At 65.5% G+C, this 21,735-nt stretch carries 25 protein-coding genes; 16 read left to right on the top strand and 9 right to left on the bottom strand.

The features are described from left to right. Positions 1-5: 5 nt before the first annotated feature. The 4 genes from OU999_07690 to OU999_07705 all read right to left on the bottom strand — a co-directional run bounded on the left by OU999_07690 (position 6) and on the right by OU999_07705 (position 3,430). Positions 6-995, bottom strand: coding sequence for a PDZ domain-containing protein (locus OU999_07690; GenBank protein ID WAC25054.1), 990 nt, complete (start codon positions 993-995; stop codon positions 6-8). A 161-nt stretch (positions 996-1,156) separates the two neighbouring features. Continuing rightward, the gene (locus OU999_07695; GenBank protein WAC25055.1) at positions 1,157-1,837 is read right to left on the bottom strand and encodes a hypothetical protein; all 681 of its coding nucleotides are present in this window, start codon (positions 1,835-1,837) and stop codon (positions 1,157-1,159) included. Positions 1,838-1,905: 68 nt separating this feature from the next. Continuing rightward, on the bottom strand, positions 1,906-2,289 hold the full coding sequence (locus tag OU999_07700; GenBank protein WAC25056.1) for a polymer-forming cytoskeletal protein: 384 nt from the start codon (positions 2,287-2,289) through the stop codon (positions 1,906-1,908). A gap of 28 nt (positions 2,290-2,317) precedes the next feature. Further along, entirely contained in the window at positions 2,318-3,430 is a 1,113-nt protein-coding gene (locus tag OU999_07705; protein ID WAC25057.1) for a M23 family metallopeptidase, read from the bottom strand. A 334-nt stretch (positions 3,431-3,764) separates the two neighbouring features. On the opposite strand from OU999_07705, the gene OU999_07710 reads away from it, so the two are divergent. The 13 genes from OU999_07710 (at position 3,765) to OU999_07770 (ending at position 14,055) form a co-directional block, all read left to right on the top strand. Then, positions 3,765-5,045, top strand: a complete 1,281-nt coding sequence (locus OU999_07710) for a glutamate-5-semialdehyde dehydrogenase (protein WAC25058.1) — start codon at positions 3,765-3,767, stop codon at positions 5,043-5,045. A gap of 3 nt (positions 5,046-5,048) precedes the next feature. Next, entirely contained in the window at positions 5,049-5,390 is a 342-nt protein-coding gene (locus OU999_07715) for a ribbon-helix-helix protein, CopG family (protein ID WAC25059.1), read from the top strand. Then, positions 5,390-5,674 carry a type II toxin-antitoxin system RelE/ParE family toxin gene (locus OU999_07720; protein ID WAC25380.1) on the top strand — a complete coding sequence of 95 codons (285 nt, stop codon included), beginning with the start codon at positions 5,390-5,392 and terminating at the stop codon, positions 5,672-5,674. The genes OU999_07715 and OU999_07720 overlap by 1 nt, the downstream gene beginning before the upstream one ends. Then, positions 5,671-6,315 carry a nicotinate-nucleotide adenylyltransferase gene (locus OU999_07725; GenBank protein ID WAC25060.1) on the top strand — a complete coding sequence of 215 codons (645 nt, stop codon included), beginning with the start codon at positions 5,671-5,673 and terminating at the stop codon, positions 6,313-6,315. The genes OU999_07720 and OU999_07725 overlap by 4 nt, the downstream gene beginning before the upstream one ends. A 226-nt stretch (positions 6,316-6,541) precedes the next feature. Further along, the gene (rsfS, locus tag OU999_07730; protein ID WAC25381.1) at positions 6,542-6,856 is read left to right on the top strand and encodes a ribosome silencing factor; all 315 of its coding nucleotides are present in this window, start codon (positions 6,542-6,544) and stop codon (positions 6,854-6,856) included. 33 nt (positions 6,857-6,889) lie between these two features. Further along, positions 6,890-7,312: a 23S rRNA (pseudouridine(1915)-N(3))-methyltransferase RlmH gene (locus tag OU999_07735; GenBank protein ID WAC25061.1), complete on the top strand. Its 423-nt coding sequence runs from the start codon at positions 6,890-6,892 to the stop codon at positions 7,310-7,312. 4 nt (positions 7,313-7,316) lie between these two features. After that, positions 7,317-8,528, top strand: a complete 1,212-nt coding sequence (locus OU999_07740) for a peptidoglycan DD-metalloendopeptidase family protein (GenBank protein WAC25062.1) — start codon at positions 7,317-7,319, stop codon at positions 8,526-8,528. 241 nt (positions 8,529-8,769) lie between these two features. Then, on the top strand, positions 8,770-10,146 hold the full coding sequence (locus OU999_07745; protein ID WAC25063.1) for a S41 family peptidase: 1,377 nt from the start codon (positions 8,770-8,772) through the stop codon (positions 10,144-10,146). Positions 10,147-10,187: 41 nt separating this feature from the next. Continuing rightward, entirely contained in the window at positions 10,188-10,694 is a 507-nt protein-coding gene (locus OU999_07750; GenBank protein WAC25064.1) for a disulfide bond formation protein B, read from the top strand. Beyond that, a complete protein-coding gene (locus tag OU999_07755; GenBank protein WAC25065.1) occupies positions 10,691-11,239 on the top strand; it encodes a demethoxyubiquinone hydroxylase family protein in 549 nt (182 codons plus the stop codon). The genes OU999_07750 and OU999_07755 overlap by 4 nt, the downstream gene beginning before the upstream one ends. A gap of 71 nt (positions 11,240-11,310) precedes the next feature. After that, positions 11,311-11,907: a hypothetical protein gene (locus OU999_07760; protein WAC25066.1), complete on the top strand. Its 597-nt coding sequence runs from the start codon at positions 11,311-11,313 to the stop codon at positions 11,905-11,907. Positions 11,908-12,010: 103 nt separating this feature from the next. Next, positions 12,011-12,538 carry a PH domain-containing protein gene (locus OU999_07765; protein WAC25067.1) on the top strand — a complete coding sequence of 176 codons (528 nt, stop codon included), beginning with the start codon at positions 12,011-12,013 and terminating at the stop codon, positions 12,536-12,538. Continuing rightward, positions 12,535-14,055 carry a PH domain-containing protein gene (locus OU999_07770; GenBank protein ID WAC25068.1) on the top strand — a complete coding sequence of 507 codons (1,521 nt, stop codon included), beginning with the start codon at positions 12,535-12,537 and terminating at the stop codon, positions 14,053-14,055. The genes OU999_07765 and OU999_07770 overlap by 4 nt, the downstream gene beginning before the upstream one ends. A gap of 157 nt (positions 14,056-14,212) precedes the next feature. Here the strand turns inward: OU999_07770 and OU999_07775 are convergent, their stop codons facing one another. From OU999_07775 to OU999_07795, 5 genes are all read right to left on the bottom strand, one after another. Then, on the bottom strand, positions 14,213-14,725 hold the full coding sequence (locus OU999_07775; GenBank protein WAC25069.1) for a DUF3299 domain-containing protein: 513 nt from the start codon (positions 14,723-14,725) through the stop codon (positions 14,213-14,215). 11 nt (positions 14,726-14,736) lie between these two features. Next, positions 14,737-16,014 (bottom strand): ABC transporter permease, encoded by a 1,278-nt coding sequence (locus OU999_07780; protein WAC25070.1) that lies wholly within the window; start codon positions 16,012-16,014, stop codon positions 14,737-14,739. Continuing rightward, positions 16,011-16,667, bottom strand: coding sequence for an ATP-binding cassette domain-containing protein (locus tag OU999_07785; GenBank protein WAC25071.1), 657 nt, complete (start codon positions 16,665-16,667; stop codon positions 16,011-16,013). The genes OU999_07780 and OU999_07785 overlap by 4 nt, the downstream gene beginning before the upstream one ends. Positions 16,668-16,683: 16 nt before the next feature. Further along, positions 16,684-17,019: a hypothetical protein gene (locus OU999_07790; GenBank protein ID WAC25072.1), complete on the bottom strand. Its 336-nt coding sequence runs from the start codon at positions 17,017-17,019 to the stop codon at positions 16,684-16,686. Positions 17,020-17,114: 95 nt separating this feature from the next. After that, complete coding sequence (locus OU999_07795; protein WAC25073.1) at positions 17,115-17,531, bottom strand: MerC family mercury resistance protein; 417 nt, start codon at positions 17,529-17,531, stop codon at positions 17,115-17,117. Between the two features lie 81 nt (positions 17,532-17,612). Here OU999_07795 and OU999_07800 point away from each other — a divergent pair, with 81 nt between their 5' ends. The 3 genes from OU999_07800 to OU999_07810 all read left to right on the top strand — a co-directional run bounded on the left by OU999_07800 (position 17,613) and on the right by OU999_07810 (position 21,734). Then, on the top strand, positions 17,613-18,854 hold the full coding sequence (locus OU999_07800) for a GTP-binding protein (protein WAC25074.1): 1,242 nt from the start codon (positions 17,613-17,615) through the stop codon (positions 18,852-18,854). A gap of 3 nt (positions 18,855-18,857) precedes the next feature. Continuing rightward, on the top strand, positions 18,858-19,424 hold the full coding sequence (locus OU999_07805; protein ID WAC25075.1) for a DUF1826 domain-containing protein: 567 nt from the start codon (positions 18,858-18,860) through the stop codon (positions 19,422-19,424). 153 nt (positions 19,425-19,577) lie between these two features. After that, a complete protein-coding gene (locus OU999_07810; GenBank protein ID WAC25076.1) occupies positions 19,578-21,734 on the top strand; it encodes a TonB-dependent siderophore receptor in 2,157 nt (718 codons plus the stop codon). Position 21,735 lies beyond the last annotated feature (1 nt).

Raw genomic sequence — 21,735 nt, forward strand, 5'->3', positions numbered from 1 at the left:
AACGATCAGAGCTCGGGTTCTTCATCGCCGCCCGAATCGTCTTCACCGCCGGAATCATCCTCTTCCGGCTCTTCCTCGGCTTCATCGGCTTCCTCTTCCTCGGCGTCATCCGCCTCGTCAGCCTCGTCAGCCTCGTCCTCGCCTTCGTCGGCCTCGTCTTCGCCCTCTTCGGCATCATCAGCTTCGCCTTCGCCCTCATCGGCGTCGTCGGCTTCATCCTCGCCTTCGTCAGCCGATTCTTCCTCTTCGGATTCCTCGCTCGCTTCTTCGGAGCTTTCTTCCGAGCTTTCCTCGCTGACTTCCTCGGACGTTTCCTCCGTCACCTCTTCCGAGGTTTCGGTGGTTTCCTCATAGGTCGATTCTTCCGAGGTTATCTCGCTCTCGAAGCTCGACGAGGTGACGGTCTCCTCGATGATCGTCTCGCTATAGCTATATTCCTCGACGATGACCGTGCTGTATTCCTCGTAATAGCTCGTATAGCTGAAGCTGGACGACGAATAGGCGCTCCACGATCCGATGCTGGCCAGATCGATCACCGCCTCGAACAGCGCCAGCGTGATTTCTGCGGCAGAGCTGTAACGCTCACCGCCACGGTTGCCGCCAAACTGGAACGCGCTGTCACCCTTTTTCAGCCAGTACAGCACATGGGTGTCGACATCGATCGGCCGCAGCACGCGCTTGCCCCGCACGTCGGTGATGACATCGCCGGGGACGATCTTGTTCTTGGCGGCAATGCCGCGCGGGTCGGTCGAGATGACCAGCACGCCGTTGACCCTGGGCTTGATGCCGAACTGCGAGCGGACCGCGGGGGTGATTTCCATCAGCGTCGCATCAATGGCGCGCGACACATAGGGCTTGGGCAGCTTGGCCGACTGCGCAGCGGCGGTGGGTGCAAAGGCAACCTGCGCCATCGGCACGCCGAGCGCCACCACTGCCAGCCCGACGCCGGACAGCAGCGAGGTGCGCGACACAGCGCGCGTAACAGACTTGAACATCAATTCCCCCAATCAGGGCCGGACCCATGCGGGGAAGAGATTGATCCGGACCCACAGCCCCCTGCGAGTCGGCCCCGCGCCGGCACGGCGGAATCTGCACCAATGCAGCGCAACATTCCAGCCCTGTCAGCGGGCTCCGCTGCAGTATATTGACACAAATGTCAGCGGAAAACGCAGTTCACGCCCGACCACAGGTTGGTGACCTTCGCCTTGGGCCCTGTGCCGTCCAATATGCCCGAAAGCCCGGCCGCGTTGAACTCGGTCCCCAGCGTCGTCTGCTCGACCGTCGCGTCATAGGCATCGAGCAGTTGCGCGCGGGTCGATCCGATGCCGATCCCGCTGATCGTGGTCAGCTTGGGCACCGGCTTGCCATCCTTGCCCTTGGGCCGCGGCGTGCCGGGTGCGGTTTCATCGAGCGCCCATCCGGCGAACAGGCCATCGAGTGCGTACAAGGTCAGCCCGTCGTTCCAGCTGAGATAGGCGAGCGGCCCTGCCCCGCATTCCTCGGCGCGGCCCGCCTCGGCTGGGCCCTTGAGCTTTTCGGTGACCAGCTTGAGCTGATCGAGCGGAACGCCGAAGCCGAGGGGGCGGGTCGCGCCGCTCTCGGGATCGACCAGCCGCAGCCCCTCGCCGTCCAGGCTGACCACCGGCGGATGGGCTGCTGCGCCGCCCTCTGCCGCGACACCGCCTTCGGACAGGTCGATCTGCGGATGGCCCGGCGGCAGCTCGATGCCGTCATGCGGATCGGCCTTGGCCTGTTTCTCCGCCGATGGCTGGCAAGCGGCAAGCAGGACGGTCGCCATGAAAAACGGCGCGAAGCGAAGCGGAAAACGCGGTGTCATGCGCGCAAGATGATAGCAGCGGGGCGCCAAAGCAAGGCGCCATTTGCCCTGGCGATTTCCGCCTGCAATCAGCCGTTGGAGAGCATCAGCGCCGGCTTGTCCTCACCGCTGGTGATCTGCGGTGCGGCGGCCTTGCTCTTGTGGCGGAACTGGCCATCGACATGGCCGCCCTGCTCGATGGTAAGCGTCTCGTAGCTGATATCGCCGGTCACCTGCGCGCTGGCGGTGATCACCAGATCGCGAGCATCGACCGATCCGTTGACCGTGCCCGAAAGCCGCGCCGATTCCGCGACGATCGCGCCGTGGATGGTGCTCGATTCGCCCTGCACCAGCGAGGCGCAGGCAATATCGCCTTCGACGCGGCCGTCGACATGCAGGTCGACCTTGGCCGAGATATTGCCGGTAATCACGACATCCGCGCCGATGACCGAAAAGGTGGAATTGCCGACCATGCTGGATCCTGACCTGGAAGAGCGGGCGTTAGCGGGTGGCGTCGTCGGTCCGCTGTTCGGCGACGGCTTGGATCTTGAGAACATCTCGGTTGGCCTCCAGAAACGGGCGAGGGTTCATGGCACGGTCGTTATGGCGCACCTCGAAATGCAGGTGCGTGCCGGTGGAACGGCCGGTGCTGCCCATGCCGCCCAGCCGCTCGCCCTTGTCGACCTTCTGGCCGACCCGGACGCCGATTGACGACAGGTGCGCATAGCGGGTGACAAGGCCGTTGCCATGCGCGACTTCGACGCAATTGCCATAGCCCGATTTGACGCCGGCGAACACGATCTTGCCCTGCGCGGCGGCCAGAATGGCAGAGCCGGGCGCGCCCTTGAAATCAATGCCGCTGTGCAACGCGGCCGCGCCGGTGAACGGATCGCGGCGATAGCCGAAGCCGCTGGTGATGGCGGGGGCAAGCGCGGGCGTTCCCGAAGGAATGGCGACCAGGCCGCGCTCCAGCGCGTCCATGCGCGCGAGCGTCTGACCCAGCGTGGTGAAGCGCGGATCGAGCCGGGCGTTGCCCGAGCCCTTGAACGGAATGAACGGACCACCCTGGGCGGTGGCGCTGGCCTTGGCGACCATTTCGGGGTTCAGGCCGAATTTGCGGATGGCCTGTTCGGCGTTGCGGGCGCGGACTGCTGCGGCGCGGGTCAGCTGTTCGACAAAGGCAATCTGGCGTGCTTCCATGCGGGCCAGGCCGGCCGCTTCGGGCACCATCGCGCTGATCTTGCGGGCGGTCTGCGCGGCTTCGTCGCTGCTGCCCTTTTCCGCCTTGCCGACCACGGTGCTGGCATCTTCGCTTGCTGCCTGCTCGCCGATATAGCTGGTCACGATATCTTCGAGGAAAGCCTGGCGTTTTTCGAGGTCCTTGGCGACGTCTTCTACCGAGGAACGATAGGCATCGACGCGGCTGGCCGAGCTTTCGATCTCTGCCTGTTTGCGGACCAGCGCCAGGCGCTCCATGCTGATGCTGTACTGGCTGACCAGCATGAACAGCGTCACCAGCAGCCACAGCAAAAGGGCGGCGGCAATGCTGCCAGCCACCGTCATCTGCAGACGCGCAGACACCTTCACGAATTTGATCTGTCCCTGCGATCGCATGAAAAATTCGCGATCAGGGAACCATTGCGCAAGCGCGTCCGTAACGCGCTTGCGCATCGTTAAAATGCGCATGCGACCCGTTCGACCCTAAAATTTAACCCCGCCGGGCCGCTAGCAAAGCCCCTCCGGCTTGGCGAATCGACTCCACCGGCTTTGCCACGAGTCGGACGAGTCGTGCGATGAGTTGCAATCTGACGTGATATTTTCGCAATTTTCGCGTCAGTCCGACTGTCAGAATCGGCCCGCAAACCTTTGCGAGTCGTTTTTATCCTATAAATGCGACGAGCCGAGTCGCGGCTTGGAACCTTTCGGCTGGCCTGTTACAGGCGGCGCCATGTTGACCGCCCTTCCCCTTGCCGATGAAACCACCGCCGCGCAGGTGATCACCCAGTGCTGCCAGAGCGCCCGGCGCGCCTCGCAGCAGCTCAAGCGGATGGATGATGCCGCCAAGGCCGATGCCCTGCGCGCGGCAGCGGCCGCGTTGCGCGAGGACGCCGAGGTCATCCTCGCGGCGAATGCGCTCGATTGCGCAAATGGTGCCGCGCGCGGCCTTTCGCCTGCGATGCTCGATCGGCTGAAGCTGGACGAGCCGCGGCTCGCCGCGATTGCCGACAGCGTTGATGCTGTTGCCGCCCTGCCCGATCCTGTCGGCGAGGAAATCGACCGGCGCACCGCGCCTGCCGGCATGACGCTGCGCCGGGTACGCGTGCCCATCGGCGTGATCGGCATCATCTATGAAAGCCGCCCCAATGTGACCGTCGATGCCGCCGTGCTCTGCGTCCGCTCGGGCAACGCCGTCATCCTGCGCGGGGGCAGCGAGGCGCTGCACAGCAACCGTGCGCTGCACGCCAGCCTGGCGCGCGGGCTCGCGGCGGCGGGCATGGACGAAGGCGCGGTGCAGCTGGTGCCGACGCAGGACCGCGATGCCGTGGGCGCGATGCTCGCGGCGGCAGGCGGCATAGACCTGATCATCCCGCGCGGCGGCAAGTCGCTGGTCGCGCGCGTCCAGGCCGATGCCCGCGTCCCCGTGCTCGCGCATCTGGACGGCATCTGCCACAGCTTCGTCCATGCCAGCGCCGATCCTGAAATGGCGCGGGCGATCGTGCTCAACGCCAAGCTCCGCCGCACCGGCATTTGCGGCGCGATGGAAACGCTGCTGATCGACCGCGACTATTCGCATGCCGCGTCGCTGCTGGCCGCGCTGGCCGAAACGGGCTGCGAATTGCGCGGCGACGACATGGTCATGGAACTGGAGCCGCGCGCGGTGTCGGCCAGCGACGAGGATTGGGACACCGAATATCTCGACGCGATCCTTTCGGTCGCCTTTGTCGAGGGGCTGGACGGCGCGCTGGACCATATCGCACGGCACAGCTCGGGCCATACCGATGCGATCATCACCGGCGACACCGCCGCCGCCGCCCGCTTCCAGGCCGAAGTCGATAGTGCGATCGTGATGGTCAACGCGTCCAGCCAGTTTGCCGATGGCGGCGAGTTCGGGCTGGGTGCGGAGATCGGCATCGCCACCGGCAGGCTGCACGCACGCGGCCCGGTCGCATTGGAAGGGCTGACCACCTATAAATGGCTGGTCGACGGCGAGGGCCATATCCGCGCCTGAGCTATGGTTGCGGCCATCACGTATACATTGTATACATGCGGGATGAGCAAGTCGCAGATCATCACCGCCCGCATCGATCCCGAAGTCATGGAACTGGTTGACCGCGTCGCCAAGGCGCAAGGACGCAGCCGGTCGTGGCTGGCCGCACGCGCGATCGAGAAAATGGTCCGCGCCGAAGTGGCGTTCATGGAATTCGTGCAAGCGGGCGAGGATGACATCGCCGCGGGTCGTTTCCTGACACAGGAACAGATGGAAGAGTGGATCGGCCAGATGCGCACCGAGGCCGATGCCAGAATCGCCGCGCAGGATGCCAAGCGCCAGCAAGAGCAAGATAAAGCTGCGTGATGCGCGTCACCTGGTCGGCGCGCGCGCAGGACGACTTCACCATCATCTTTCGGCAAGCCCTGGATGAGGACGCGCGCTATGCGCGAAATCTGGTTGATGCGTTGAGCAAGGCTATGGACCGATTGTCGGACTATCCTCGCCTCGGCACGCCGGTCGGATCGGATGGGCACCGCAAATGGCGTTTGCCCGGGACGCCGTTCCTCATCGTCTACCATGCAGGCGAAGAGAGCTTGCATATCCTGCGCGTCTATCACGAGCGCCAGGACTGGAGCACCGAGCCATGAGGGGCCGTCCTGTCCGTACCGGCCTGATGGGCGGATCGTTCAACCCGGCGCATCGCGGCCACCGGGCGATCAGCCTGTTCGCCATGGAGGCGCTGGGGCTGGACGAGATCTGGTGGATGGTCAGCCCCGGCAATCCGCTGAAGGAGGGCGCCAGCGACATGGCCCCGCTCAAGGCCAGGCTCGGTTCGGCGCGCAAGATGGCGCGGCGCAGCCGGATTCGCGCGACGGGAATCGAGACCGAACTGGGCACGCGCTACACCGTCGACACGCTGGCTGCCTTGCGCAAACGCCATGCCAAACGCGACTTCATCTGGATCATGGGCGCGGACAATCTGGCGGGATTCCACCGGTGGAAGGACTGGCGCGGCATCGCGCGGCAAATGCCGATTGCAGTCATCGCCCGTCCGGGATATGATGGCGCTGCCATTTCGGGCCCCGCAATGGCCTGGTTCGGGCATCGTGTCCGTCCCCGAAGCCAGGCAAGAGACTGGACACGATGGAGTATGCCGGCGCTCGTGCTGATGCGCTTTCGTCCTGATCCGCGATCTGCCACTGCCTTGCGCAGAAGCGATCCCGACTGGTTTCTGGATTACGCCGATACAATCGTGCGCGATGCAGTGACCCGGCAGGTCATTGCGTGACGCCCCGGCCAGCCACTCCGCCCGTCCCCTGGGACATGTCTTCCAACCTGCCTTTTTTCATCGTGCGCGCCGGCAACCTGTCCGGCCCGTGTGTCGTTTTCGAAATGCCCATCTGCAAGGAACTCCATTGACCAACCTCTCCCAAGCCCAACAATCGGTCGCCAGCCCGCCCCCGTCGGCCAGCGATCTGCAACTGGCCGAAGCCAGCAAGCTGCACGCGCTGGTGATGCAATCGCTCGACGACGACCAGGCGCAGGAGGTGGTTTCCATCCCGCTCGCCGGTAAGAGCAACATCGCCGATTTCATGGTGATCGCCTCGGGCCGCTCGACCCGCCAGGTTGCGTCGATGGCGCAGAAGCTGGCCGAACGGATCAAGCAGGCCGGCGGCAGCGCGCGGATCGAAGGCCTGACCAATGCCGATTGGGTGCTGATCGATGCCGGCGATGTCATCGTCCATCTGTTCCGCCCCGAAGTGCGCAGCTTCTACAACCTGGAACGGATGTGGGCCTTTGGCGACGCGCCCGAGGCTCCCAACGCCTGATCCGGGCCACCGGCCCCGCACCAGCGAGCAACCATGCGCCTGCACATCATCGCGCGCGGCAAGATCGGCCGGTCGCCCGAGGCCGAGCTGGTGCAGCGCTATGTCAAGCGCATCCAGTGGCCGCTGGCGATCAGCGAACTGCCCGATCGCGGCGGTACCGTGCCCCCTGCCACGCCCGGCAGCCGCACGGTGATGCTCGATGAAACCGGCAAGCAGCTGACGTCGATGGAATTCGCCCAGACGCTCGACCGCTGGCGCGGCGATGGCGTGCGCGAGGCGCGCTTCCTGATCGGCGCGGCGGACGGCTTTGACGATGCCGAGCGCGCCAATGCCGACCTGCTCATCGCCTATGGCAAGGCGACCTGGCCGCACATGATGGCGCGTGCGATGCTGGCCGAACAGCTCTACCGCGCCACCAGCATCCTGGCCGGCCATCCCTATCATCGCGAGGGTTGAGCCGATGCGGGGGCGCGCATTCATCCTGGCTCTGCTCGCGGGCGCTGCCGCACTCATCGCGCTGCCCGGAAGCGCCGCCGCGCCTGCACGCCCGGTCAACCTGCTCGACCAGGAACGCACCGCACTCGCCCGCGCGCTCGCCGATGCGCGCACCGCCGCCAGACGCAGTGCGACGCTGGAGCAGCAGGCCGAGAGCGCGACCGAAGCCGCCGACAAGGCCAAGGCAGAAGCGCGCGTCGTCGCCTCCAAGGTGCAGCAGGCAGAGGCTGAAATCGCCGCCGCCGAAGCGCGGGTCAAGATCATAGCCACGCTTCAGCGCGCGCAAAAGGCGCGGCTCGCCGCCCGCCAGCAGCCGCTCGCAAGGCTGACTGCGGCGCTCCAGTCGATGGCGCGCAGGCCCACCGTGCTCGCACTGGTCCAGCCCGGATCGATCGATGATCTGGTTCGTGTCCGCGCCGTGCTGGCCACCACCCTGCCAAGGGTCGAGGCAGAGACCGCCGCGCTGCGCAAGGATATTGCCCGGTCGCGCGATCTGGCGCGCCAGGCTGCGCGCGCCGCCGGAATGCAGCGCGCAAGCCGCGAGCAGCTCGCCTTTCGGCGCGCCGAACTGGCGCGGCTCGAAGCCCGCTCGCGGGCCCGATCGCGCACACTCGCCAGCACCTCGCAGCTGGAAGAGGAGCGCGCGCTGGGCCTCAGCGAACGCGCGCGCGATCTCGACAGCCTCGTCAGCGATATCGAACAGAGCGCCAGCCTGCGCCAGCGCCTCGCCGCGCTGGAAGGTCCGGTGCTGCGCCCGCCCCGCCCCGAAGCGTCCGAAGTCGTCGAGAACGCCCCCAGCCCGGTCCGCACCGGTCGCCCCGCCTATCGCCTGCCGACAGCGGGCGCGATCGTCACCGGCTTTGGCGAGGTCGCGACCACCGGCGTGCGCTCGCGCGGCATCACGCTGGCCTCCCGCCCCGGCGCGCAACTGATCGCGCCTGCCGATGGTCGCATCGCCTTTGCCGGGACCTATCGCGGCTTCGGTCAGATCGTCATCATCGAGCATGTCGGCGGTTGGACCAGCCTGATCACCGGGCTTGCGCGCACCAGTGCCAAGGTCGGCGAGCGTGTGGCACAGGGCGATCCCATAGGCCGCGCCGCCGATATTCGCCCGAGGGTCACCGTTGAACTGCGCCGCAACGGACGCCCGATCGATATTGCGGCGCTGATCAGCTGAAGCTGGCCGTGTTCACCGGACAGAAAGGCAGCAGACCTAGCATCATCGCGTTGGTCGAAGCGCGTGACATGCCGGTGGCAAAGCATCTGGCAATTGGCAGCGCGCAGGACTAGATTGCATGCGCCGCGTCAGGGGTAAGCGCGATGCACCTGCCTGGGGAATGCCGCTGCCATGATCGATGGCGACAGCGCGGCGCGACCTGGGCCTGATATAGCCGGTTCAAGAACAAGGTTGCCATTTGATGATGAAATCCCGCCTCGCCCGAGCCTCTGCCATCGCCCTTGCGGTGGCCTTGGTGCCGATCACCACGTCGGCCATTTCGCAGGTCGAATCCGACACCCAGGCGGAGATCGCGAAATTCGTGGACATTTTCGAGCGGGTGAAGACGGATTATGTCGAGCCGGTCGATGACGACAAGCTGGTCCGCGGCGCGATCGACGGCATGCTCGCCGCGCTCGATCCGCACTCGAGCTATCTCGACGCGCGCGACTTTGCCAATCTGCGCACCCAGACCGAGGGCATGTATGGCGGCCTGGGCCTGTCGGTGACGATGCAGGACGGCGCGGTCAAGGTGATCGCCCCCACCCGCGAGACCCCCGCCGACAAGGCCGGGATCAAGGCGGGCGACTATATCACGCATCTTGACGGCAAGCTGATCTATGGCGGAACGCTCGACGATGCGGTCGACCAGATGCGCGGCGAGCCCGGCACCTCGATCAAGCTCACCATCGTGCGCGAAGGCCGCGACAAGCCGTTCGACGTCACCGTCACCCGCGCGATCATCGATCTGAAGCCCGTCACCTGGGAGGTGAAGGACGATATCGGCATCATCACCATCGCCAGCTTCACCTCCAGCGTCGGCGACGATGTCAACGAGGCGATCCAGGGCATCGAGGCGAAGCTGGGCCGCAAGCCGACCGGCTATGTGCTCGATCTGCGCTCCAACCCCGGCGGCCTGCTCGACGAGGCTGTCGCGGTGTCGGACGTGTTCCTGCAAAAGGGCGAGATCGTTTCGCAGCGCGGTCGCCACAAGGGCGATATCGAGCGCTATTATGCGCGGCCCGGCGACGCCACGGCGGGCCTGCCGCTGATCGTGCTGGTCGATTCAGGTTCCGCATCCGCATCGGAAATCGTCGCGGGCGCGCTGCAGGATCATCGCCGCGCGCTGGTGATGGGCGAACGCAGCTTCGGCAAGGGATCGGTGCAGACGCTGCTGCCGCTGTCACGCACCTCGGCGTTGAAGCTGACCACCGCACGCTATTTCACCCCCTCGGGCAAGTCGGTGCAGGAAGGCGGGATCGAGCCCGATATCGCCGTGCCGCAGATTTCCGACCCCGATTACAAGACGCGGATGAAGCTGCGCGAATCCGATCTGCGCGGGCACCTGATCAACGAGATCGGGCTGGACGACAAGGATCTGGAGGTCGACAAGCTTGACGATCCGCGCTTCACCATGACGGCCGATCAGCTCAAGGAAAAGGGCATCGAGGACTTCCAGCTCTATTATGCGCTGGCGACGCTGCAACGGACCACGCTGGCCAGTCCGCGACTGGCCGCAACCCGCCGCGTCGCTGCGCGTTCTGCTGCTGTGGGCCGTCCGGTGACGCGCCGCAACTAAGCCGTTCCTTTTTCGACCATCATTGCTGGGGGCCTGACCTGATGAACTCGCGCGCGCCGCGTATCGCCGCATGGCTGGCATTTCTTCTGCCTGCATCGCTTCTGGGCGGAGCCTTGATCAGCCAATATGTCTTCGGGCTCTACCCGTGCGAGATGTGCTATTGGCAGCGCTGGCCGCACTGGGCAGCGCTGGCGCTGGGCGGCATCGCGGTGCTGTCCGTGCGCCGCGTGCAGGGCCTGGGCGTCGCGATGGCGGCGCTGGCAGCCGCGGCGATTGCGGTCAGCGGACTGATCGGCGGCTTCCATGCCGGGGTGGAATATGGCTGGTGGGAAGGCCTGACCCGCTGCGCCACCGCGACCCCGGTGAGCGGCACCACCGAGGACGTGCTCAACTCGATCATGGCCGCGCCTCTCGTGCGCTGCGATACGGCGCCTTGGTCGCTGTTCGGCATCTCGCTGGCGGGCTTCAATTTCCTCTTGTCGCTGGCCGGGGCGAGCGCCATCTATCTGCTGCTGCGCCGCAGAAATACCGGGACGATTGCTGCATGAACCACGAGAATGAACCGCTCCAGCCCGTCCGGCAGGAGCTTGACCTGTCCGAGATGATCCGGGTCAACCAGGCGGGGGAATATGGTGCCACCCGCATCTATGCCGGGCAGCGCGCCGTGATGGGCGATCATGTGCCCGAAGCCCGCGCAATTGCCGGCATGGCGGAGCAGGAAGAGGTGCACCGTGCCTTTTTCGACAAGCTGATGGCCGAACGCGGCGTCCGCCCGACTGCGCTGCAACCCTTCTGGAATGTCGCCGGCTTCGGCCTTGGCGCTGTGACCGCGCTGATCGGACCCAAGGCCGCCATGGCCTGCACGGTCGCGGTGGAAACCGAGATCGACCGCCATTATGCCGAGCAACTCGAAGAACTGGGCGACAGCGACCCGGAACTGAGCGCTGCCATCGCCAAGTTCCGCGACGAAGAGCTTGAGCACAAGGATCGCGCGCTCGCTGAAGGCGCCGAACAGGCCTTTGGCTATCCGGTGATGAGCGCCGTGATCCGCATGGGGTGCCGCGCGGCCATCGCCCTGTCGAAGCGCATCTGATCGCCGATCACGCGCCGTTCATCCGGCACGGGCTAGATGCCCATTGAATACTAATTTGAGTGGAGGACGACATGACGAAGACCGGTACCCTGGCAGCCCTGCTGCTGATTGGAACGGCCTTCGCCGCGCCCGCCGCCGCGCAGGAAAATGCAGGCGACAAGGTCGTCCAGAAGATCGTTTATGGCGATGACGCCTGCGAAGCCTCGACCGATCCCAACGAGATCGTCGTGTGCATGCGGATGGACGAGCAGGAACGCTACCGCATCCCCGAAAAGCTGCGCAGCGACCCCAATGCCATCGCCAATACCAGCTGGACCGAGCGCGTCCGGTCGATGGAAACCGTCGGCAATTTCGGCACCGATAGCTGCTCGCCGGTCGGCGCAGGCGGCTTTACCGGCTGCACCCAGACGCTGGTCCAGGCCGCGCGTGCCGAAAAGAAACAGGGCGAGGAGGCGATTGCCGGTCGCCTGATCGAGGAAGAGCGCCAGCGCCGCCTGTCGAACATCGATCGCGATGCTGCTGCGGTCGAAGCCCGTCAGAAGGAGATCGAGGCACAGCTTGATTCGCGCAAGGCAGAGCGCGAAGCCGCAGCCGCCGCGATGCGCGCGCAGGCTGACGGTCTGGAACCCGAGCGTCGCCCCGAGCCGGAAACCCCCTCGCCCGAATAAGCGGCAAGCCCCGCCAAGCAACCGACTTGCGCGACTAATACACCTGCTCCATATATAGAAGTGGCGCGGGCGCAGATGGCGTCGGCGCGCAGGGAGCGCAGGCATGTCGATTTCGGTGGCGGATGGTTTGATCCCGGCAGAGATGCCGTCGGACAGTCTGAGCCACGGGCTCCGACCGCTGGACCGTGCCTATGTTCACGTCATCCGCATCATGACCGCGCTGGTGCTGCTGCCGGTGCTGATCGCGGCCGTGGTGGTCGAATTCGCGCTGGTGGCCAAGGGCGTGATCGAACATGGCCCTGTCATCGCGCCGGCATTGGCCCTTGCGGCCTTCATTCTGGTGTTCCTGCCGCAGCGGCGATGGCGGCGCTGGGGCTTTAGCGACAGCGACGAACAGCTCCGTGTCGCGCGCGGCTGGATGTTCCGCACCGATACCATCGTCCCGTTCAAGCGCATCCAGCATATCGATATGGGCCAGGGCCCGATCGAGCGGCTGTTCGATCTGGCGAGCCTGACCGTGCACACCGCCGGCACGCACAACAGCATCGTCACCCTGCCGGGCCTCCGCCGCAGCCAGGCAGAGGCGATGCGCGATGCGATGCGGCTGCACATTCGCCGCGAGGCCGAATGACCGAGACGTTGAGCGCGGATACGCCGCCCGCCGCAACAGCTGCGGAAACCGGCGCGGACCGGCGGCTGCATCCGCTGACCCTGTTGCTCAACCTGTCGCGCCAAGTGCCGCAGGCGATGCTGGGGCTGATCGCGCTGCGCTTCAGCGGGCCGGACGAGCTGCGCCCCTGGGTCGGCCTGCTGGCGCTCGCTGCGGTGCTCGCGATGTTCGGTTTCGAATATTATCGCTGGTGGCGCTTTTCCTATCGGCTGGATGCCGAGGAACTGCGCATTGCCAGTGGCGTCTTCAGCCGCAACGTCCGCTCCATCCCCTATGAACGCATCCAGGACGTCAATCTGGAACAGGGCCCGTTCGCGCGCATTCTGGGCATGGCCAAGGTGCGGCTGGAGACCGGCAGCAGCGGCAGCGGCGATGAAGGCGCACTCGATTCAGTCGATCTGGCCGAAGCCGAGCGGTTGCGCGATGTCATCCGCCTGCGCAAGGCGGCGCAACAGGCAGGCACCACCGCCATGCCCGGCGACGAGGCCGCCGTTGGGGCGAGCAGCGACGCCCCGGTGCTGTTCGCGATGGACAGCCAGCGCATCCTGATTGCCGGGATCTTCAATTTCTCGCTGGTCTTCTTCGCCGTTGTCGGCGCGGTGGTGAACAATCTCGACTTCCTGATGCCCGACGATTTCTGGGATCCGCGCCGGCTGCTCGACTTTCTGGGGCTGGACGATCTGTTCGCTACGCTCGACCTGGCTGCACGCATCGCCTCGGTCGTTGCGGCCCTGTTCGGCCTGGTCATTGTCGGGCTGATCGGCGGGATCATCCGCACGGCGTTGCGCGAATATGGCTTCCGGCTGGAGCGGACCGAGACCGGCTTTCGCCGCCGCCGCGGCCTTGTCACGCTGACCGATGTCGTCATGCCACTCCACCGCATCCAGGCGGCAGTGATCGCGACCGGACCGATCCGCCGCCGCTTCGGCTGGTATGAACTGAAGGTGCAGAGCCTGGCGAGCGACAGCGAGAAGGAAAGCGACCACAGCATCGCTCCGCTCGCCAGCGCAGAGGAACTTCGCCACGTCCTCGCACAAACCCGGATCGCCTGGGAAACCGACCATTCCGCCATGCGTGCGGTCGATCCTGCGATGTGGTGGGTGCCACTGGTCTTCGCCCTGCCCGTACCAATCATCGGCATCGGCGCATCGGCCGCGATCGCCAGTCCGTGGATCGCGCTGGCCTATGTTCTGCTGCCGCTGGTGCCGCTGATCAGCTGGCTCCACTGGCGCGCGCACCGCTATGCGCTGCTGGGCGATCAGCTTTATGTCCGCAGCGGCTTCTGGAACCAGACGCTCACGCTGTTGCCGCTGCGCCGCGTGCAGAGCGTCGACATCAAGCAGAGCACAGTCAGCCGCTTTATCGGCCTGGCTGAAATCGCCATCGGTGTCGCCGGTCGCCCCTCTGCCGTCACGATCCAGGCGATCCCGCTGGAAGAGGCCATCGCACTCAGGGCGCAGCTGCTCCAATTGTCCTGATTGCTGCACGGTGCCGGCTCAGGGTCCGGCATACGCACGAATGCTGTAGAGAAATGCGCGATCTGCCGGGAGCTACCTGCAGCATCTGGCCTGGTTCCCGGATAACCGATGTGTAGCCACTAGACCGCCGCGCTGACGTGCGTCCGAGTATGTGCTTTCATGCCGGGCTTGAGGCTTTCATGCGGTAGAAGATGCCGCTTTCGTCCTGGCCGGTCAGTTCCAGCACGCCGCTCACCACGATCATCTTGGTCTCGTTGGTGGCAAAGGGGATGTCGGCATAGACCTCGATGAACTGGTTGGGCACCGCGTGGAAGTGGAACGGGCAGCCGGGCGGATAGGCGAGCAGCACGAAATGCTTCTGCCGCCCCCCGGTTTCCAGCGGCTTCATCCATCCCGCCACCTTGATGCGTTTGCCGGCCAGCGCCTTGACCGCCGGAGTGAACAGCGGCTTGGAATAGAGATAGCCGTCCTTGCCCGTGCGCGTCTGTTCCTTGGTCGCTTCCAGCACCGCCCAGGATACACCGCCCTTGGGCGTCGCGGCGGGTTTCCACACATCTTCGACCGGGGCCTTCTTGCCCTGCTGCATCGCGGCCTGTCCGGCGGTCTGCGGCAAGGCGATCAGGCTCAGGGCGGCCAGGACAAGGGCTGGAGCAAGAATGGCAAGGCACATAGGGGCTGTCCTCAGCTGTAGCGGGCAAGCGTGGTGGCAAGATCGACCCGGAAGATCCGGATCGCGGGGATCAGTGCAGCGACCAGCCCGATGGCCAGCGCGGCGAGCAGGATCAGGCCCTCGCCCGGCAGGATGCGCAGCGCGGACAGGCCGAGTTCGTCGAGCGTCGGGAAGCTGGCGCTGGCCAGCGCGATCAGGCCATGCGCGATGGCAATGCCCCCCAGCGCGCCGATCGCCGCGATCAGCAGGCCTTCGATCAGGATGGTGCCGAACACGGTGGCGGGCCGCGCCCCCATAACGCGCAGCAGCGCCAGGTCGCCCTCGCGCGCACGGGTCGCGCTCCAAAGGGCCACGAACAGGCTGAGCCCCGCCGACATGGCGAGCAGCCATCCGAACAGCCGCGCGCCCTCGATGATCGATCCGAACAGCCCCAGCAGCCGCGCGGCTTCGGCTGCGGGGGCTGCGGCCTGCAGGGCGGTCTGGCGGTTGATCTGCGAAGGCAGCCGCATCGCGGCCGAGGCATTGCGATAGCGCACCAGCAAGGCGGTGACCTCGGGCTCCATGCCGGGCATCGCGGCTTCATCGGCATGCTCTTCGTGATGCACGCCGCCTTCGTCATGGTCATGCCCGTCGTCATGGTCATGGCTGTCCTCATCATGCCCGTCATGCTCGATGCCGTGCACATCCCAGACCGATTCGACCGAGGTCAGGATCAGGCGGTCGAGCACCGTTCCACTCGGGGCGAGGATGCCGACCGTCTCGAACGGCGCATGATCATGCCCCTGCCCGTCCTCCTCGCCGGTTTCCAGCCCATGGCTGCCGATGAATTTCTGGCCCAGCTTCGCGCCGGTGCGCCGCGCGACTTCAGCGCCCAGCACCGCCTCGGCGGGCTGTGCAAAGGCGCGGCCCTTGGCCATCCGCGCGCCGTAAAGCGCCAGCAGCTGGTCATCGCTGCCGACAATGCGGAAGCCCTGGAAATTGTCGCCCAGCGCCAGCGGCACCACCCGCGCAACGCCCGGATCACTGCGCAATCGATCAAGTTCGCTGAGCGGGATGTTCCCGGTCGGCACATCGATATGATAGACGCTCGACAGCACCAGTTGCAGCGGCGAGCCCTTGGCCCCCACGACCAGATCGATCCCGCGCGCGTCGCGCTCGAACCGCTCGCCTGCCTGCTCGGCAAATTGCAGCAGCAGCACCAATGTGGCCACCGCGATCGCGAGCAGCAGCGCGTTGAGCGCGACGGTCAGCGGACGATCGCGCATATAGGCCAGCGCCAGCCGGATCATGCGGCCGCTCCCGCAAGCGCCGGGCCGAGCTGCCGGACGGAGGCGATATGATCGCGCAACCTGTCGTCATGCGTGACGATCAGCAGGCTGGCCCCCGCCTCGTGCGCGCATTCGCGCAGCAGCGCGGCGACTTTTTCCATATTGCCATGGTCGAGCGCGGATGTCGGCTCGTCGGCGATGATGAGGTCCGGCCTGCCGATCAGCGCCCGGGCGATGGCGGCGCGCTGCGCTTCGCCCTGGCTCAGTTCGCGGGGCCGGGCATGCGCGCGGTGGGTAAGGCCCAGCCGCTCGATCAGCATCGCTACCCGCTCGCTTTCGGTGCCATGGCCGCTGAGGCGCTGCGCCAGCCTGAGATTGGCCGTGAGGTCGAGCGCGGAAACCAGCTTGAGCGTCTGGAAGACCAGGCCGATGCGGCGGCGGCGCAGATCGTCGCGATGGCGCGCACCGATGCCGGTCATGCTCTCGCCACCGATCGCGATCGTTCCCTTGTCGGGTGTCAGCAGGCCGCAAATCAGGTTGACCAATGTCGATTTGCCGCTGCCCGAAGCGCCGATCAGCAGGCTCTGTTCGCCTGCAGCCATTTCAAAGCTGAAGTCGTTCAGAATGTCGCGCCCGCCATAACGGAAGGCGAGGTTGTGGATCGCAAGGCTCATGATATGCGCGCGGCGCTCAGTCCTTGGTCGCGGTAAACCATTGCGACTGGCTGGCGCTGGCCTCTACCGAAACCGGCGTGATGGCTGCGGCCTGCGCGGTGGACCGAGTGCTGGCAGTGCTGGCCTGGCGAGGCTGCGATGCCGCATCGTTGCTGCTCGCGCTGCTCGTCGCTGCCTTGTCCTGCGGCTGGCTCTGCTGCGCCTGCTGTTCAGCGGGCACATTCCAGGCGGTATGCTGGGCGAAGGGGTTCATCCGGGTATAGCCGAAGCCCTCCAGATCACAGGCACTGGCCGCCTGAGGGATCGCCACAAGCGCTGCAAAACCGGTGATTGCTGCTGCCACGATACGCATGAACACACCCCTTCTCGAAAGTTGAGCAACGTTACAACATATCGTGACGGCTTGGCAAAGCCTTTGTTCGCAGTTGCGACAAGGCGGGCCTTGGTTCATCCATGCAACTGTCCCCTGGGGTGCCGCGCGAACCAGTTGGTGAGGTGCGCGATGGCCAGAAGCACGCTACCCGAGCTGCTGATGGCGACCTCCGCCGGCTCTGTCACCGGCAACACCAGCGCGAGCACCAGCAACGCCAAGCCAGTCAGCCCAACCGACATGACCAGCAGGCGGTTCTGCCGCGCCGCCTTCAGCAGGATCGAGAGACTGACCGGTCCGGCGAGCAGAACGATCCACAGATGCAGGTCGAACGGCAGGTCCAGCGTGCGGCTGACCGTCGGAGACCAGGCGAGCAGCAGCGGCAGCAACAGGCAATGCGCCAGGCACAGCAAAGATGCCGTGATCGCAACGCCTTCCGCCAGATCGGTGGTCTTCGGGGCGGCGCCGGGGCGACCATGGCGGCGGGTAGGCATGGGCACATTTCTCCACTTGTGCAGTTCGACGACAGTCTATAATGATATAACATTACATATCAAGTCCCAGAAAGGTTGCCCATGCCGATGCCCGACCCCGCCTCCACCGCCAAGCTGCCCGTAACGGTGCTGTCCGGCTTTCTGGGCGCGGGCAAGACCACCTTGCTCAACCATATTCTGGCCAATGTCGAAGGTCTGCGCGTCGCGGTGATCGTCAACGACATGTCCGAGGTGAATATCGACGCCGCCCTGGTGCGCGGCGGCGAGGCTGCGCTCAGCCGGGCGAGCGAGGAGCTGGTCGAGATGACCAATGGCTGCATCTGCTGCACGCTGCGCGATGATCTGCTGAAGGAAGTGCGCGCGCTCGCACAGGCGGGCCGTTTCGATTATCTGGTGATCGAAAGTACCGGCATTTCGGAACCCCTTCCGGTCGCAGCGACGTTCAGCTTTCGCGACGAGGCAGGCGAATGCCTGGGCGATGTCGCAACGCTCGACACGATGGTCACCGTGGTCGATGCGGTGAATCTGCTCAACGATTATTCCAGCGCGGAATTTCTGGCTGATCGCGGCGAATCGCTGGGCGAAGATGACACCCGCAGTCTGGTCGGCCTGCTGGTCGAGCAGATCGAATTTGCCGATGTCATCATCGTCAACAAGGCATCGGATGTCAGCGCTGACCATCTCGCCACGGTCACCAAATTGTGCGCTTCGCTCAACGCCGATGCACGCATCATCACGGCAGACCGGTCGCAGGTCGATCTCAGGCAGATCCTGGGCACCGGCCTGTTCGATGACGAGCGCGCCGCCGAACATCCGCTCTGGGCCAAGGAGCTTTACGGCTATGCCAGCCATCGGCCGGAAAGCGAGGAATATGGCATCGAAAGCTTCGTCTACCGCGCGCGGCGTCCGTTCGCGCCGCAGGCCTTTTATGATTTCCTGACCGGCGACGGGCTGGAAGGCGTCGTGCGCGCCAAGGGGTTTTTCTGGCTGGCGACGCGCCCGGCCTGGGTTGGCGAGCTGGCGGTGGCGGGATCGCAGACGATGACCGCACGGCTGGGGCGATGGTGGGCCTCTGTCCCCAAGAACCAGTGGCCGCACGACAATCAGTTCGAGGATTTCGTCGCGCACAACTGGGACAGCGAATGGGGCGACCGGCGGCAGGAGCTGGTGTTCATCGGCATCGACATGGACGAGGCGCGGCTGCGCGCCGGGCTGGATCGATGCCTGGTCGATGCGGACGGCTATACCCCCGAAAGCTGGCAGGCGCTTCCCGATCCCTTCCCCGCATGGGGCGAAGTTGCCCGCATTCTGGAGAGTGCCTGAGCCATGGCAGCGCTGAACCTTCTCACCCCCCGCGCACAAGCCCACCAGCGCTGGGACGCGATCCGCCATCCCCAAACCCGGATCGTGATTGACGAGGATGCGGTGCTGCTGCCGCGGGGCGATATCGAGCCGCTGCTCGGTATCGCCCCCTTCGGCCATCGCGCCGCTGGTCGCCCCGCCGATCTGCTCGCAGCCCTGCCACCGTTGCCGCAGAGCCTGGGGGCGGCCATCACCGACCTTGCGACGCGCTTTGCCGCATTGATGGGGTGCGACACGGTGCGGGTGCGGCTGGAGGGGGTAACCGGCAATGCCTGCCGCAAGGTGCACGCCGACTATACCGATCTGCGGCTGATCTGCACCCTGGCCGGGCCGGGGACCGACTATACTCTAGGCGACGATCCGGACGCACCGCTGCTCCGCATCGCGACGGGCGCGGTCGCCTTGTTCAAGGGGCATCAATTCGGGGCAGGCCACCGCGCCTGCATGCACCGCTCGCCACCGATCGAAGACAGCGGCGAGCGGCGACTGGTGCTGGTGATCGATACCCCTGCCCGCCATCCCATGAGCTGATCCGCAACGCCGGGCTTGCCGGCCTGTCTGCACTCTGATCGCTGAGCCGAAGCCCGTCGCCACAAAATGGTTGATTGCGCGATGATATAATGTATCTCGCGGGCCGCTGGCGATCAGATTCCACCATATCCATTCGCCTTGAGGGGGAAATCGATGAAGAAAGTTTGCGTTGTCAGTTGCTGGTTTCCGCTGGTCGCCATGGGGGCGCTGGGGCTGCCCAGCCAGGCGCTGGCGCAGGATGAAGCGGCTGCGGCGGAGGATATCGATGCTGCCGATAACATCGTGGTGACCGGCCAGCGCCAGGCCTATCGCGGGGACTTTACCCTGCGCGAAACGCCGCAGGCGATCACCCAGATCGGGCAGGAACTGATCGATGCCAACAACCTGACCCGGCTGGTCGACGCGCTCGACCTGTCGGCATCGGTGGCGCGGCAGAACAATTTTGGCGGCCTGTGGGATGCCTATGCGGTGCGCGGCTTTGCCGGCGACGAAAACCTGCCTTCCGGCTATCTGGTCAACGGCTTCAACGGCGGACGCGGCTTTGGCGGAACGCGTGACGTCGCCGGGGTGGAGCGGATCGAAGTGCTGAAGGGGCCCAATGCCGCGCTGTTCGGCCGCGGCGAGCCTGGCGGCACCGTGAACATCGTCACCAAGCGCGCGGATTTCGACACGCGCGGCCGCATCAACGTGCTCGCGGGCAGCTTCGACCGTCGCCGCGCCGATGCCGATGTGAATATTGCGGTGGGTGAAATCGCTGCCGTTCGCCTCATCGGGTTCTACGAGAAATCGGACAGTTTCCGCCGCACGATCGGGTCGGAGCGGGTCGGGTTCCTGCCCTCGTTCGTGTTCAGGCTCGGCGATGACACGACGGTCAGCTATGATCTGGAGCTCACCCGGCAAGAGGCCGATTTCGACCGGGGTACCATTGCCATCGGCGGCGTGCTGGGCCGCGTATCGCGCCGCGACTTTTTCGGCGAGCCGGGCGATGGCCCGATCGAGGCCGATGCGACAGGTCATCAGGTGCAGTTCGACCACAAGTTCAGCGAGGACTGGAGCCTGCTGATCGGCACCCAGTATCGCGAAACGCGGCTGGAAGGCTTTTCGACCGAGCCCGAGCTCGCCACCGCGCGCCAGCGTCTGTTCCGCGACGGCCGTTCGCTGTCGCGCCAGCGGCGCTTCCGCAACTATGAAGGCGAGCATTTCGTCGTGCGCGGCGAAGTCGCGGGGCGCTTTGCCACCGGCAGCCTGACGCACCGGGTGCTGATGGGCGTCGATTATGACGAGTTCGATAATTCGCAGCTCTTCCTGCGCTTCCGCCCGGCAGCGATCGGCGCGACGACCACCGCGCAGGCCACCAACGATATCGACGTGTTCAATCCGGTCTATGGCCGGTTCCCGCTGCCCAATCCCGGCCCGCAGACCAACCGGCTGGACCAGCAGCGCGCAGTAGGCGCCTATGTCCAGGATCAGATCACGCTCAGCGATTCGCTGCAGATCAGGCTCGGCGGGCGGTTTGACGACATCACGGTGGAAAGCCTCAACCGGGCCAACACTGTCGCGGCCAGCCGCAGCTACAGCAGGTTCAGCCCGCAGGCCGGGATCGTCTACACCGCCTCGCCCGCCGTGTCCCTCTACGCCGCCTATGGCGAAGGCTTCCGCGCCAATCTGGGCGCGACTGCGGCTGGCACGCTGTTCGACCCGGAAACCAGCAAATCGGCCGAAGTCGGCGCGAAATTCGGGCTGTTCGACGATGCGCTGCAAGGCACCGTATCGCTGTTCACCCTTTCCAAGTCGAATGTGCTGGCAGCGGACCCCGCCAATCCGGGCTTTTCGCTGCCGATCGGCAAGGCGCGCAGCCGGGGCCTGGAAGTCGACCTGATGGGCAAGCTACCCGGCGATATCGATCTGTGGTTCTCTTATGCCTATGTCGATGCCGAGGCACGGCAGGATGTCGCCGATCTCAATTTCGGCCTCCCGATCCGCAAGGGTGACCGGCTGATCAACATCCCCCGCCATACGCTGAGCCTGCAGGCGTCGCGCGCCTTCGCCATCGGCGATACCCGGCTGACGCTGGGCGGCGGGGTTCAGCATGTCGGCACGCGGCTGGGTGAGACCGGCACGACCTTCGATCTGCCCGACTATACGCTGGTTCGCCTGTTCGCGGCGTGGAAGGTCATTGAGAATGTGGAAATTTTTGCTGACGTCACCAATTTGTTTGATACAGTATACTATACCAACAGCTTCGCCCAATTGTGGGTGCAGCCCGGCACGCCGCGCGCGGCGTCCGTGGCGCTGCGGCTGACATTCTAGA

The sequence above is a fragment of the Blastomonas sp. SL216 genome, from assembly GCA_026625625.1.
Classification (GTDB): domain Bacteria; phylum Pseudomonadota; class Alphaproteobacteria; order Sphingomonadales; family Sphingomonadaceae; genus Blastomonas.